Origin of the sequence: Massilia orientalis, assembly GCF_030411975.2 — a bacterium.
GTDB classification, from domain to species: domain Bacteria; phylum Pseudomonadota; class Gammaproteobacteria; order Burkholderiales; family Burkholderiaceae_D; genus Telluria; species Telluria orientalis.
The window spans coordinates 136,204-149,780 of record NZ_JASNRB020000004.1 but is presented as its reverse complement, the minus strand read 5'-3'; the positions used below and the strand labels follow the sequence as shown (position 1 = coordinate 149,780).

Genomic DNA, 13,577 nt, shown 5'->3' with positions numbered 1-13,577 from the left:
CTTGCGTGGCAGGGTTCAGAGAGGGCCCAGTGGGCTCAGGCGCGCGAGCGGCGTGATGCTGGCCTGCGGGTGCAGCAGGTCCAGGCAGTGGCGCTTCAGGCGCGTGAAGTGGTTCGAGGTCATGACGTCCGGATGGCGCGGGCGTTCGAAATCGAGGTGGATCTCGTCGATGATGCGGCCCGGCCGGGGGCTCATCACGAGGATGCGGTCGGCGAGGAACAGCGCTTCGTCGATGTCGTGCGTAATGAAGATGATGGTCGTGTTCACGCGCGCCCACACGTCCAGCAGCAGTTCCTGCATTTTCAGCCGCGTCTGCGCGTCCAGCGCGCCGAACGGTTCGTCCATCAGCATCACGTGCGGATGGTTGATGAGGACGCGCGCGATTTCCACGCGCTGCTGCATGCCGCCCGACAGCTGGATCGGATAGCGGTCCTCGAAGCCGGCGAGGCCGACGAGGCGCAGCAGCTCGCGCGCCCGCTCGCGCCGCTCGTGCCGGCCCACGCCCTGCATCTTGAGGCCGAAGGCGACGTTGTCCAGCACCTTCTTCCACGGGAACAGCGTGTGCTGCTGGAACACGAGGCCGCGGTCCGGATGCGGGCCGGCGACCGGCGCGCCGTCGACGTGGATGCTGCCGCGGCTCGGCGTCCAGTGGCCGGCCAGCGCGCCGAGCAGGGTGGACTTGCCGCAGCCGGACGGGCCGAGCACGCAGACGAATTCGCCGGGCGCGATGGACAGCGACACGTCCTGCACGGCGTCGAACGCCTGCGCGCCTTCGCCGAGACGGATGCCGAGATTGTCGATCTCGATGGCGCCGCCCTGCGCCAGTTGCGCGTGTTCGAAGTGGGTCGTCTGGTTCATCGCTTCTTCCTTTGCATGTGGTACCAGGGCATGGCGAGATCGCCGATCTTTTTCACGAGCGCGCTGCTGCCCATGCCGATCACGCCGATGAACAGCATGCCGACGACAATGTCCGGGTAGTTCTGGATCGTGTACGCGGCCCACGTGTAGTAGCCGATGCCGAACTGGCCGGAGATCATCTCCGCCGTCACGAGGCAGAACCACGCAGTGCCCATGCCGATAGCCAGGCCCGTGACGATGTTTGGCGCGGCCGCCGGCAGGATCACTTCCGAGAAGATGGTCCAGCGGCCGGCGCCCAGGCTGCGCGACGAGGCGACGAGACGCGGGTCGGCGCCTTCCACGCCGTGGACCGTGTTCAGCAAAATCGGAAACAGCGCGCCGATGAACGTGATGAACACCATCGACAGTTCCGACGACGGGAACATCAGGATCGCCAGCGGGATCCAGGCGACGGCCGGGATCGGGCGCAGCATTTCCAGCGGCGGCAGCAGCACGTCTTCCAGCAGCCGCGAACGGCCGATGAAAAGACCGAGTCCGATGCCGGCGATGCCCGCCGCCGCGAAGCCGGCGAACACGCGCCATACGCTGGCCTTCAGGTGCAGCGCCAGCTTGGGCGATTCGAGCAGCGTCGCGGCGGCGTCCAGCACGTCCTGCGGCGACGGCACGTTCTGGAACGTGAGCAGGCCGAGGTCGAGGTGGCGTATCGATGCCCACTGCCATGCCGCCACGCAGGCGACGAGCGACAGCGCGCGCAGCAGCAGGCGGCCCGCGCGGCGCAGCAGGGCCGGGTCGAGTGTGCGAGGGGCGGTTGTGTCCATGTAAGCTCCTAATAGGAAACAGGAAACGCTGCGTTTGCACGTCGTTCCCGCGCAGGCGGGAACCCAGGTTTTTCGACTACGGATGCAGTGCCTGGATCCCCGCCTGCGCGGGGATGACGGTCTTTAAGCTGACAGCGGTTTTTAAGCTATCAAATGGCCTTGCCGCCCTTGAGCGTATCGAAGTCCACGACCTTGCCCTTGACCTTCGCCGCCTGCGTCTGCGCATCCGCCTTCAGCAGGTAGGCGCTGACGTCCTTGCCGTCGGCCGCGACGACGAACCACGCGTCGCCTGCCAGCAGCTTCAGGCCCGAGCCCTGGTCGTGGGCGTACACGGTGCGCGCCTTCTTGCCCGATTGTTCCAGCTTGCGCAGCTCGGCGATGGCGGTGGTGGCGCTTGCGTAGTGGCGCACGAGCGGCTCGCCTTGCACCCAGATCTGCGTGAGGTGGCGGAAGTCCGTGATCGGTTTGCCGGTGACGGCGTCCTTCGCCTTCAGCGGCAGCTTCTCGTAGTTCTTCAGCTGCTTGTCGTAGTCCAGGCCCGCCTGCCTGAAGGCGGTGCGAATAAAGGTATCGTCGATGAAGCTGTTCACGTCGATGTCGGAATCCGTCCGCTTCAGGAGGCGCAAGGTCTCGATCGACGTTTTCACGGCCTGGCGGTATTCCGGCTTCCACGTGAAGTCGCGCGTCTGCAGGCCCACGGGACCGTGGAACAGGTAGTTCACTTCCGCTTCGATGCCGGTCACTTTCGCGATCAGCTCACTGTATTTTTCCGGCTCGGCCGCGATCAGGCGGTCCGCCTCGATGGCGGCGCGCAGGTACGCCACGACGATTTCCGGGTACTTCTTCGCATACGCCGCGTCGACGAGGCTGCCGTGCATCGTCGGCGCCTGGGCCTGCGAGCCGTCGTAGATCTTGCGGGCGAAGCCGCGGTGCGGGAACAATTCCGCGAACGGGACGAAGTCGGCGTGCGCGTCGACCTTGTTGCTCTGCAGGGCCGAGCCGGCGACTTCCGGCGCCTGCGTCGTGATGTTCACGTCCTTCTCCGGATCCCAGCCCTGCGCCTTCACGGCGCGCAGCAGCATGCCGTGGGCGGTGGAGGCGAACGGCACGGAGATCGTCTTGCCCTTCAGTTCCGCCAGCGATTGCACGGGCGAGTTCTTCGGCACGACGATGCCGTTGCCGGAACCGAGCGTGCTGCCCGACAGGACGGCGATGAAGATGCTCTTCTTGCCCGCCTTGGCGTGCGCGGCGCCGTTGAAGGAGCCGGGGAAGTCGGCCATCGAACCGAGGTCCAGCTTGCCGGCCACCATCTCGTTCGTCAGCGGCGCGCCGGAGGTGAAATTCTTCCACTCGATGTCGTACCTGACGTCCTTGTACTTGCCGTCGTGCGGCAGGTATTTTTCCAGCAGGTGCAGCTCGCGGATCAGCAGGCCGCCGGTGGCGCAGTTGATGGTCGTGTCCTGGGTGCCGATGGCGACGCGGATCGTTTCGGCGGCATGCGCGCTGCCGAAGGCGAGCAGCAGGGACAGGGCAAGGAATTTCATGGTTGTTCTCCGTAGGATGGTTCAACGCAGCAGATAGGGGATATCGACGTGGACCGCTCCGGTCGGGCAGTCCTTCTCGCACGGCATGCAGTACCAGCATTCGTCGAATTTCATGTAGGCCTTGCCCTTGACCATGTCGATGGCCAGCACGTCGAGGGGGCACACGTCCACGCACACGGTGCAGCCCTTGTGTGCGATGCATTTGTCGTCGTCGACGGTGACGGGGACGCTGGTGATGTTGATGGTGGTCGGCATGAGGTTCTCCTGGTCAGGCCGCGAGGGCCTCGGTCTTGTGCACGCGCAGGCGGCGGTAGGCGTCCTTCTCGTTGTCGTCGAGCGGAACGATGTATGGCGCGACAGGGCGCTTGAAACAGGTCATCGCGCCATCCTGCTTCTTCAGCTGTACGTGCACGAACCAGTCGGCATCGTTGCGCTGCGGGTAGTCCACGCGGTTGTGGTACAGGCCCCAGCGGCTCTCCGTGCGGTACAGCGACGCGCGCGCGGCCATCTCGGCGCAGTCGCGGATCGCGTGGATCTCCAGCGCGCGCATCAACTCGTGCGGATTGCGTGCCTGCAGGCGATCCAGGTCGGCGCGGATCATCTCGAAGCGCTGCAGGCCGATCTCCATCTTGCGCGTGACCTTCGGCGGCTGCAGGTAGTCGTTGACCATGCGGCGCAGCTTGTACTCGACCTGGTTCGGCGGCAGCCCGTCCTCGCGCGCCAGCGGCGCCCACACGCGGGCGCGCTCGCGCTCGACCTGGGCCTCGTCGACGGCGGGCAGTTCGTGCGCCGCGCAGTACGCGGCCGCGCTTTCGCCGGCCAGGCGGCCGTAGACGAAGGCGCCCAGCATGTAGTTATGCGGGACGCAGGCGAGGTCGCCGGCCGCGTGCAGGCCGGGCACCGTCGTGCGCGCATGCTCGTCGACCCACACGCCGGACGCCGAGTGCCCGCTGCACAGGCCGATCTCGGAGATGTGCATCTCGACCATCTGCTCGCGGTAGTCCGTGCCGCGCCCTTCGTGGAAGCGGCCGCGGCTCGGACGCTCGTTCGTGTGCAGGATCGTTTCGATGGTCCGGATGGTTTCCTCGGCCAGGTGGTTCATCTTGAGGAAGACCGGGCCGTTGCCGCCCTGGAGTTCATCGTAAAACTCCTGCATCATCTGGCCGCTCCAGTAATCGCATTCGATGAAGCGCTCGCCTTTCGCATTCGTCGTGTGGCCGCCGAACGGGCCGGTGACGTACGCGCAGGCGGGGCCGTTGTAATCCTTGATCAGCGGGTTGATCTGGAAGCATTCGATGCCGGACAGCTCGGCCCCCGCGTGATAGGCCATGCTGTAGCCGTCGCCCGCGTTGGTCGCGTTTTCGTACGTGCCGAACAGATAGCCCGATGCCGGCAGGCCGAGGCGGCCGGCGGCGCCCGTCGCCAGCACGACGGATTTCGCGCGGATCACGTGGAAGTCGCCCGTGCGGCAATCGAAGGCCATCGCGCCTGCGATCGAGCCGTCTGCGGCGGTCAGCAAACGGGTGGCGACGAGCCGGTTGGTGATCGCTACGCGCGCCCGTTTCAGGCGGCGGTACAGCACTTTCTTGATGTCGTGGCCTTCGGGCATCGGCAGCACGTAGGTGCCCATGTGGTGGACCTTGCGCATCGCGTAGTCGCCCGTCTCGTCCTTCTCGAACTTCACGCCCCAGCTGTCCAGTTCCTCGATCATCGCGTAGCTGTTCTGCGCGTACGCCATCACGGTGGCCTGGTTGACGATGCCGTCGTTGGCGATCGTGATCTCCTTGACGTACTGTTCGGGCGTCGCGAAGCCCGGCACGACGGCGTTGTTCAAGCCGTCCATGCCCATCGAGATGGCGCCGCTGCGCTTGACGTTGGCCTTTTCCAGCAGCAGCACGCGCAGCTGCGGGTTCGCTTCCTTGGCTTTCACGGCGGCCATCGGGCCGGCCGTGCCGCCGCCGATCACGAGCACGTCGACGGTTTGAATATGCGTTTCCATATCGGTTCCAGTTAAATGAATGTCAGGGATGGCGCGGCAGGCGCAGGGCGTACTGGAAGGCTTCGCCGCGGACGTACAGGTATTCGAAGTCGAGCGGCACGCCGTCCGCCGTCCACGTCAGGCGCTCGATGCGCAGCAGGGCGGCGCCCGGATCGACGCGCAGGGCACTGGCCAATGCGGCATCTGCATTGATCGCACAGATCTGGATGTCGGCGTGGCCGAGCGCGATGCCGTAGTCGGCCTCCAGGATCAGGAAGATGTCCCGTTCGGCCAGGTTCTCGCCGCGCAGGCGCTCGCCGATCGCGGGCGGCAGGTACGTGATCTCGAACGACACCGGCTCGCGGTCGAGCCAGCGCACGCGGTGGATCTCCGTCACGGGCGCGCCCGGCGCCACGCGCAGCCGCGCGGCCACCAGGGGCGAGGCTTCGACCAGCGCATGCTTCACGACGCGGTTGACGATCCGGTGGCCCTTGCGCGACATCGCTTCGCCGAAGCCTTCCAGCCGCGCCAGTTCCTGGCTAGGGCGGGTCTCCGCGACGAACGTGCCCTTGCCCGGCACCTTGACGATCACGCCTTCCTTCTGCAGGTCGCCCAGCGCCTGGCGCACGGTAATGCGGCTGACGCCGAGGAGGGTGCCGATCTCGCTTTCGGACGGCAGCCGGGCATGCGGGGTATAGGTGCCGTCGGCGATGCGTTCGCGCAGCCGTTCACGGACTTGCGAATACAGCGGGACGGCGGATGGTTCGATGGCGCGAAAGGTGGCGTGGGTCATGGTCTGGTATGTCCTGTCATGACAAGTCATGATTGGCAGGATGGTATCGACGAGCGGGGACCCCGGGAACGAATGGTTTCGCGCTTGTTAATTCGGAAAACGCCTGAGTCGGCGGGCGTATATCGATATGCGGCGGATGCGCTAGACTGCGCGGATGCATTCCCTGATCATCCTGCTGCATGGCGTCGGCCAGACGCCCGCCGACATGGCGCCGCTGGCCGACCTGATCACCACCCATGATCCTCACGCGCGCGTGGTCGCACCGCCCGCCGCGCATCGCTGCGACCGTGGCGGCGCCGGCTTTCAATGGATGTCGGTGGCCGGCATCACGGAAGAAAGCCGTCCGGGCCGCATCCGTGCCGCGCTGCCGGCATTCGTCGCCACCATCGAGGCATTACAGCGCGCGCATCGCGTGGGCGCGGAGCAAACGGTGCTGGCGGGCTTTTCGCAGGGCGCGATCATGGCGCTGGCCGCGTGCCAGGACCGCTATCTCGCGCGCCACGTCGTCGCCATCGCGGGACGGTGCGCGCCGTTGCCCGAAGTTTGGGAGCGGCGTACGGCCGTCACGCTCGTGCACGGCCGCCGGGACGGGACGGTGCCCATGCAGCACAGCGAACGCGTGTCCGAACGCCTCGCCGCACTCGGGGCGGACGTGCGGCTGGACGTCGTCCCCCGCGCCGTCCACCTGCTGGCGCCGCCGCTGCTGGACCGGGCCTGGGACGCGGTGCGCGCAACGTCGAGATGACATCTTGGCAATATTGTTAGCCTTACCTCATCATTTTCGTTTCCAAGCCGCGTAAGTTCGCGTAAATTAGGGTTCTTGCTGAAGGGGAACCACACATGCACGAGCGCGGCGCCAGCGTGCGCGAACTCATCGCCGAGAACGAGGCCTTGCGCCGCCAGTTGGCCAGCCTGATGGACCAGGCCGAGGGCAACCACGCCATCATGATGCGGCACCAGGCGTTCGACCTGGAAATCGTCGGCGCGGGCACCTTCCAGGAACTGGTCGGCACGATCTTCCGCCTGCTGCCCGTGGTGTCCGACCTCGACGCCGTCACCCTGTCGCTCGTCGACACGGACGCCGACATCTACACCGTCATGCACAAGCTGGGCGTGGATTTCGAAGCGTTTCCCAACCTGCTGTTCCACGACAACGTCGATGGCCTCGGCTATGACCTGAGCGCCGGCCGCACGCCGAAACCGCGGCTGATACCGTTCGACGCGGCCACGCAGCGCCACGCCTTTCCCCATCCCCCCGCGGGCCTGGCCAGCGTGGCGATGGTGCCGCTGCTGCGGAATAAACGGCTGATCGGCAGCCTGAACCTGGGCAGCCGCGACCCGGGCCGCTTCACGCCGCTGCTGGGGACGGACTTCGTCGAGCACATGGGGTCGATCATCGCGATCTGCCTGGAGAACGTGATCAGCAACGAGATGCTGAAGTACATCGGCCTGACCGATGCGCTGACGGGCGTCTACAACCGCCGCTACATGGACCGCCGCCTCGTCGAAGAGATTTCGCGCGCGCGGCGCCAGGCCTACCGGCTGTCGTGCATGTACATCGACATCGATTATTTCAAGCAGGTCAACGACACGTACGGCCACCTGGCCGGCGACGACGTGCTGCGCGAAGTGGCGGCGCGCATCAAGGCCGAATTGCGCATGACGGATGCGCTGGGCCGCTTCGGCGGCGAGGAATTCGTCGTGCTGCTGATCGATGCGGACCTGGGCAGCGCCAGCATGGTCGCCCAGCGCATCCGCGCCAGCGTGGCGGAGAAGCCGTTCGTGATGCCGGAAGGGCAGATGCTGGACGTGTCGGTGTCGATCGGCGTGGCGACCCTCGACGATTTCGAGCGGGACCACGCGATCGAGGGCGTGGCGCAGCAGCTCGTCGCGCAGGCCGACCAGGCGCTCTACCAGGCGAAAGAGGGCGGCCGGAACCGCGTCGTCGCATCGACGTAGAGGTCAGCGTAAAAGCCGGCCCTCGGCCCGGGTCACCGCGTTTCCGGTGCCCCGCAACACGACGACATCGCCCGCCCGCAATTCCGTCTCCGGGCCCGGCTCGATGCGGTCGATCCCGCGCCGCACGGCCGTGACTTCGGCCCCCACCTCGTCCAGTTCCAGCTCCGCGATGCAGCGCCCGACGGCGCCGGCGTCGTCGCGCAACGTCACCGAATGCAGGCGCACGTAGTTGTGTTCCGTGCCGTCCGCGATGTCGCTGGCGCCGTGGAAGAAGCCGCGCAGCGAGGCGTAGCGCTCGTCGCGCGCGGCCTGCACGCGGTGCACGACGCGGCGCAGCGGCACGCCCATCACGACCAGCGCGTGCGACGCCAGCATCAGGCTCGATTCCAGCGCTTCCGGCACGACCTCGGTGGCGCCGGCCCGTTTCAGTACGTCGAGTTCCGTGTCGTCGTGGGCGCGCACGATCACGGGCAGCTTCGGCGCCAGCTCGGTCACGAGGTGCAGCACTTTCACCGCGAGGCGCGTGTCCGCGAACGTGATCACGAGGGCGCTGGCGCGGTTGATACCGGCCGCGATCAGCGCTTCGCGGCGCGTGCAGTCGCCGTACGACACGTTGATGCCGGCCGTGCGCGCTTCCTGCACCCGCTCGGGGTCGAGGTCGAGCGCGTACCACGGCAGCTTTTCTTCCGACAGCAAGGTGGCCAGCGACTGGCCGCTGCGGCCGAAGCCGGCGATGATCACGTGCTTCTGCGCGGCCATCGTGCGGCTCGCGATCTGCGTCAGCTGCAGCGACTGCAGCATCCATTCGTTGGTCGCCACCTTCATCACGAGCTTGTCCATGTTCGCGATGACGAACGGGGCGACCAGCATCGACAGCACCATCGACGCGAGCACGAGCTGGATGATGAACGGCGCGATCAGGTGCGACCCCGAGGCGAGGCTCAGCAGCACGAAGCCGAATTCGCCGGCCTGCGCGAGCGCGAGGCCCGTGCGCATCGCGACGCCGTCGGTGGAGCCGAACGCCTTGGCCAGCAGCGCGATCAGCGCGAATTTCAGCAGCACGGGCACGGCCAGCAGGAGCAGGACGACCCACCAGTTCGCGAGCACGAGCTGCACGTTCAGCAGCATGCCGATGGTGATGAAGAAGAGGCCCAGCAGCACGTCGCGGAACGGCTTGATGTCCTCTTCCACCTGGTGTTTATACGGCGTCTCGGAGATCAGCATGCCTGCCACGAACGCGCCCAGCGCCATCGACAGGCCCGCGTGTTCCGTGATCGCGGCCGCGCCCAGGGTGATCAGCAGGAGGTTCAGCATGAACAGTTCCTGCGAGCGGCGCTTGACGACGATGTTGAACCACTTGCGCATCAGCTTCTGGCCGAAGAACAGCAGCAGCGCCAGCACGGCGGCGGCCTTGATGCCGGCCCACGCGAGCGTCATCGCAAGCTCCTCGGCGGGTTTCGCCAGCGACGGGATCAGGATCAGCAGCGGCACGACGGCGAGATCCTGGAACAGCAGGATCCCGATGATGCGGCGTCCGTGCTCGCTTTCCAGTTCCAGCCGCTCCGTCAGCAGCTTCGAGACGATGGCCGTCGACGACATCGCCAGCGCCCCGCCGAGCGCCAGCGCGGCCTGCCAGCCGATCTGCATCGATGGGGGCAGGTAGCGCGTCCACAGCGACGCCAGCACCGTCACGACGATGGTCAGCACGACCTGCGCGACCCCGAGCCCGAACACGATGCGGCGCATGGCGCGCAGCTGGGCCAGCGAGAATTCCAGCCCGATGGAGAACATGAGGAAGACGACGCCGAATTCGGCCAGGGCCTGCGTCGTGGTGCCGTTGTCGGCGAGGTTCAGCGCGTGGGGGCCGATCAGCACGCCGACGGCGAGATAGCCCAGCATCGGCGGCAGGTGCAGCATCCGGAACGCGACGACGCCGAGGACTGCGCTGCCCAGCAACAAGAGTGTGAGTTCGAGGCCTGAGGTCATGGAGCGCGACGGCGAGGTCCCGTAAATATGTTGTTTGTTACGTCTGGCAAGTTTTTTGCTTTCCCAATTCGGATATACTTTGCCTATGAGTGTAACCGATGAAAAAATAATGCTGACAAGTTTTAACGAGGCCCAGGCACGGCGCGCGCTGGATCTGGCCCGCGAGGCGCTGGATGTCGAAGGCGAAGCGATCCGCAAGCTGTCCGCGCGCCTCGACCGCGACGACAGCGTGCCGCGCGCCGTCGCGCTGATGATGGCGTGCAAAGGCCGCGTCGTCGTGTCGGGCATGGGCAAGTCGGGCCACATCGGCCGCAAGATCGCGGCGACGCTGGCCTCCACCGGCACCCCTGCGCTGTTCCTGCACCCGGGCGAGGCCGCCCATGGCGACCTCGGCATGGTGACCTCGCAGGACGTATTGATCGCCATCTCGTATTCCGGCGAAAGCAGCGAACTGGCCATCGTGATCCCGGCCGTCAAGCGCATGAACGTGCCCGTGATCGCGATGACCGGCAAGCCGGAGTCGAGCCTGGCCCTGGCGGCGGACGTGCACCTGGACGTGGCCGTCGAGAAGGAAGCCTGCCCGCTGAACCTGGCGCCGACCGCGAGCACCACCGCGACCCTCGCGCTGGGCGACGCCCTGGCCGTCGCGCTGCTCGAACTGCGCGGCTTCAAGTCGGACGATTTCGCACGCTCGCATCCGGGCGGCGCGCTCGGCCGCCGCCTGCTCACGCACGTGCGCGACGTGATGCGCAGCGGCGACGCGGTGCCGAAGGTGAAACCGGACGCGCTCCTCGCCGACGCGCTGCTGGAAATCTCGCACAAGGGCATGGGCATGACGGCCATCGTCGACGATGCCGGCCGTCCGGTCGGCGTGTTCACGGACGGCGACCTGCGCCGCCTGATCGAAAAGGTCCAGGATTTCAGCAAGCTCGCGATCCGCGACGTCATGCACCCGAACCCGCGCCGCGTGCATCCGGAACAGCTGGCGGTGGATGCCGTCGCCGTGATGGAAGAATTCCGCATCAACCAGATGCTCGTCACGGATGCGGACGGCGTGCTGGTGGGCGCATTGCACATCCACGACCTCACGCGCGCCAAGGTGATCTGATGGTGACTCCGCTGGCACACATGGAGCGCGCGGCGCGCGTCAAGGTCATGATCTTCGACGTGGACGGCGTCCTCACCGACGGCAGCCTGACCTACGGCCCGGACGGCGAAGTCACGAAGACGTTCTACGTGCTGGACGGCCTCGGCATCCAGCTCCTGAACCGCACCGGCGTGCAAACGGCGATCATCAGCGCACGCACGTCGCCCATCGTCATCAAGCGGGCGGCCGATCTCGGTATCACGCACGTGTTCCAGGGCCAGCACGACAAGCGCCTCGCGTTCTCCGAGCTGCTGAATAAAACCGGCGTGACGGCGGAGGCGTGCGGCTACATCGGCGACGACGTGATCGACCTGCCGCTGCTCTCGCGCGTGGGCTTTGCGGTGACGGTGCCGAGCGGGCATCCGGAAGTGCAGCATCGCGCCCATTACGTGACGAAGAACCCGGGCGGCCGCGGCGCCGTGCGCGAAGTCTGCGACATGGTGATGCGCGCCCAGGGCACCTACGAACAGGCGCTCGCGCCTTACTTCGGATAAGAGAGATATGGCTCCCGCAAGCTACAAGCGTACCGCGCACCGCTGGCGCCTGCTGCTCCTGATGCTGTTCGCCGTATTCTGCGCGTTCGGCAGCTTCTGGCTCGTGCAGGTGATGCAGGGCGAGGAGAACGGGCCGGGCTTCAACGCGGGCAACGAGCCGGACTACATCGTCGACAACTTCAGCTGGGTGCGCATGTCGGAGGCCGGCAAGCCGCGCTACGTGATCTCGGGCGAGCGCCTCACGCACCGCCCCGTCGACAACACGGCGCTCGTCGACAAGCCGGTCGTGCAGAGCCTCACCGACGAGCATCCGCCGATGACGATGACGTCCAACAGCGCGCTCGTGAGCCAGAACCAGAACCAGATCGACCTGACGGGCAATGTCGACATCCGGCGTCCGGCCGCCCCGGGCGCGGATCCGATGCGGATCCGCACCGAGGTGTTGACGATCCTGCCGGACGACGAGATCGCGAAGACCGACAGGCCGATCCACATGACGCTCGGCGCCGCATCGGTCGACGCGGTGGGCATGGTCGCCAACAACGCCACGCAGCAGATCGCGCTGGGTGGCCGCGGCAAGGTCACCTATCCGCCACGCCAGTCGCGCGCAAGTCACTAAAAAGGACTATCGAATGAAAAAAATACTCGCCGCCGCCATCTTCCTGCTGGTGCCGCTGGCTGCCTCGGCCGAGAAGGCGGACGCGCTCAAGCCCGTCGACATCGCGTTCGACAACGCCAACGTCGACCAGGTCACGCAGAACTACGTCGCCACCGGCAACGTGGTCATCACGCGCGGCACCATGATCCTGAAATCCGACCGCGCCGAGGTCAAGGAGTCGCCGGACGGTTGGCGCACCTTCATCCTCACCGCGAATCCCGGCAAGCTCGCGACCTTCCGCCAGAAGCGCGACGGCGGCCCGGACCTGTGGGGCGAGGGCCAGGCCCAGCGCATCGAATACGACGAGCGCAACGACCTCGTGAAACTGTTCTCGAAGGCCGTCATCCGCCAGCTCGAGGGCAAGAAGATCACGCAGGAGATGGCCAGCGAATTCATCTCCTACGACAACCGCAACGAGAAGCTGCTCGGCCTGAACGACGCCAACGGCACGGACAAGCCGGGCAATGGCCGCGGCAGCATCACGCTGCAGCCGCGCCGCGCCCCTGCAGCCGGCGCCGCTCCCGCTCCCGCTCCGGCAGGCAAGCAATGACGGAGGCAAGCGCAATGGAAGCAGGCACGCAGGCCGCGCCGGCCGAATGCGGCGGCAGCACCCTCGTCGTCAAGGGACTGCAGAAGAGCTACGGCAAGCGGCTCGTCGTGCGCGACGTGTCGCTGCAGGTGGCGTGCGGCGAAGTGGTCGGCCTGCTGGGCCCGAACGGCGCAGGCAAGACGACCTCGTTCTACATGATCGTGGGCCTCGTGCCGTCGGACGCCGGCAGCATCGACATCAACGGCACCGACATCACGAGCCTGCCGATCCACCGGCGCGCGCTGCTCGGGCTGTCGTACCTGCCGCAGGAAGCGTCCGTGTTCCGCAAGCTGACGGTGGAAGAGAACATCCGCGCCGTGCTGGAATTGCAGCGCGAGAACGGCAAGTCGCTTACCAAGGCGCGCATCACCGAACGTCTCGACGAGCTGCTGACCGAGCTGCAGATCGAGAAGCTGCGCGAGAGCCCGGCGCTGTCGCTGTCCGGTGGCGAACGCCGCCGGGTGGAGATCGCGCGCGCGCTCGCGACCAATCCGCGCTTCGTGCTGCTGGACGAACCGTTCGCCGGCGTGGATCCAATCGCGGTGATCGAGATCCAACGCATCGTGCGCTTCCTGAAGGAGCGCGGCATCGGCGTGCTGATCACGGACCATAATGTGCGCGAGACGCTGGGCATCTGCGACCGCGCCTACATCATCAACCAGGGCGCGGTGCTGGCGTCGGGCCGTCCCGACGACATCATCGCCAACGAATCGGTACGCCGCGTCTACCTGGGCGAACACTTCCGAATGTAGT

The 13,577-nt window shown here is 66.6% G+C and carries 14 protein-coding genes; 7 read left to right on the top strand and 7 right to left on the bottom strand.

Annotation, left to right across the window (positions count from 1 at the left end; all coding sequences use genetic code 11):
- Nucleotides 1-15: 15 nt before the first annotated feature.
- The 6 genes from QPK29_RS07020 to QPK29_RS06995 form a co-directional block, all read right to left on the bottom strand.
- A complete protein-coding gene (locus QPK29_RS07020; protein ID WP_371770607.1) occupies nt 16-858 on the bottom strand; it encodes an ABC transporter ATP-binding protein in 843 nt (280 codons plus the stop codon).
- Nucleotides 855-1,676: an ABC transporter permease gene (locus QPK29_RS07015; RefSeq protein ID WP_371770606.1), complete on the bottom strand. Its 822-nt coding sequence runs from the start codon at nt 1,674-1,676 to the stop codon at nt 855-857. Before QPK29_RS07015 ends, QPK29_RS07020 begins: the two co-directional genes overlap by 4 nt.
- A 149-nt stretch (nt 1,677-1,825) precedes the next feature.
- Nucleotides 1,826-3,220, bottom strand: a complete 1,395-nt coding sequence (locus QPK29_RS07010) for an ABC transporter substrate-binding protein (RefSeq protein WP_371770605.1) — start codon at nt 3,218-3,220, stop codon at nt 1,826-1,828.
- A 21-nt stretch (nt 3,221-3,241) separates the two neighbouring features.
- Complete coding sequence (locus tag QPK29_RS07005; RefSeq protein WP_075794293.1) at nt 3,242-3,475, bottom strand: 4Fe-4S dicluster domain-containing protein; 234 nt, start codon at nt 3,473-3,475, stop codon at nt 3,242-3,244.
- Nucleotides 3,476-3,488: 13 nt separating this feature from the next.
- Nucleotides 3,489-5,219, bottom strand: coding sequence for a fumarate reductase/succinate dehydrogenase flavoprotein subunit (locus tag QPK29_RS07000; RefSeq protein ID WP_371770604.1), 1,731 nt, complete (start codon nt 5,217-5,219; stop codon nt 3,489-3,491).
- A 22-nt stretch (nt 5,220-5,241) separates the two neighbouring features.
- Nucleotides 5,242-5,991 (bottom strand): GntR family transcriptional regulator, encoded by a 750-nt coding sequence (locus QPK29_RS06995; protein ID WP_371770603.1) that lies wholly within the window; start codon nt 5,989-5,991, stop codon nt 5,242-5,244.
- Between the two features lie 154 nt (nt 5,992-6,145).
- Here QPK29_RS06995 and QPK29_RS06990 point away from each other — a divergent pair, with 154 nt between their 5' ends.
- Complete coding sequence (locus tag QPK29_RS06990) at nt 6,146-6,736, top strand: dienelactone hydrolase family protein (RefSeq protein ID WP_371770602.1); 591 nt, start codon at nt 6,146-6,148, stop codon at nt 6,734-6,736.
- A 95-nt stretch (nt 6,737-6,831) separates the two neighbouring features.
- On the top strand, nt 6,832-7,950 hold the full coding sequence (locus tag QPK29_RS06985) for a GGDEF domain-containing protein (protein WP_056329241.1): 1,119 nt from the start codon (nt 6,832-6,834) through the stop codon (nt 7,948-7,950).
- A gap of 3 nt (nt 7,951-7,953) precedes the next feature.
- On the opposite strand, the gene QPK29_RS06980 is transcribed toward QPK29_RS06985, so the two are convergent.
- Nucleotides 7,954-9,936: a monovalent cation:proton antiporter family protein gene (locus QPK29_RS06980; RefSeq protein WP_056126625.1), complete on the bottom strand. Its 1,983-nt coding sequence runs from the start codon at nt 9,934-9,936 to the stop codon at nt 7,954-7,956.
- Nucleotides 9,937-10,021: 85 nt separating this feature from the next.
- Here QPK29_RS06980 and QPK29_RS06975 point away from each other — a divergent pair, with 85 nt between their 5' ends.
- Genes QPK29_RS06975 through lptB form a run of 5 tightly spaced genes read left to right on the top strand, consistent with a single transcriptional unit; the run spans nt 10,022 to nt 13,576 of the window.
- The gene (locus QPK29_RS06975; RefSeq protein ID WP_371770601.1) at nt 10,022-11,044 is read left to right on the top strand and encodes a KpsF/GutQ family sugar-phosphate isomerase; all 1,023 of its coding nucleotides are present in this window, start codon (nt 10,022-10,024) and stop codon (nt 11,042-11,044) included.
- Entirely contained in the window at nt 11,044-11,577 is a 534-nt protein-coding gene (locus QPK29_RS06970) for a KdsC family phosphatase (RefSeq protein ID WP_371770600.1), read from the top strand. Before QPK29_RS06975 ends, QPK29_RS06970 begins: the two co-directional genes overlap by 1 nt.
- 7 nt (nt 11,578-11,584) lie before the next feature.
- A complete protein-coding gene (gene lptC, locus QPK29_RS06965; RefSeq protein ID WP_056329249.1) occupies nt 11,585-12,196 on the top strand; it encodes an LPS export ABC transporter periplasmic protein LptC in 612 nt (203 codons plus the stop codon).
- 13 nt (nt 12,197-12,209) lie between these two features.
- Nucleotides 12,210-12,785: a lipopolysaccharide transport periplasmic protein LptA gene (lptA, locus tag QPK29_RS06960; protein WP_056126630.1), complete on the top strand. Its 576-nt coding sequence runs from the start codon at nt 12,210-12,212 to the stop codon at nt 12,783-12,785.
- Between the two features lie 14 nt (nt 12,786-12,799).
- Nucleotides 12,800-13,576, top strand: coding sequence for an LPS export ABC transporter ATP-binding protein (lptB, locus tag QPK29_RS06955; protein WP_371765226.1), 777 nt, complete (start codon nt 12,800-12,802; stop codon nt 13,574-13,576).
- The last annotated feature ends 1 nt before the right edge of the window (nt 13,577 follow it).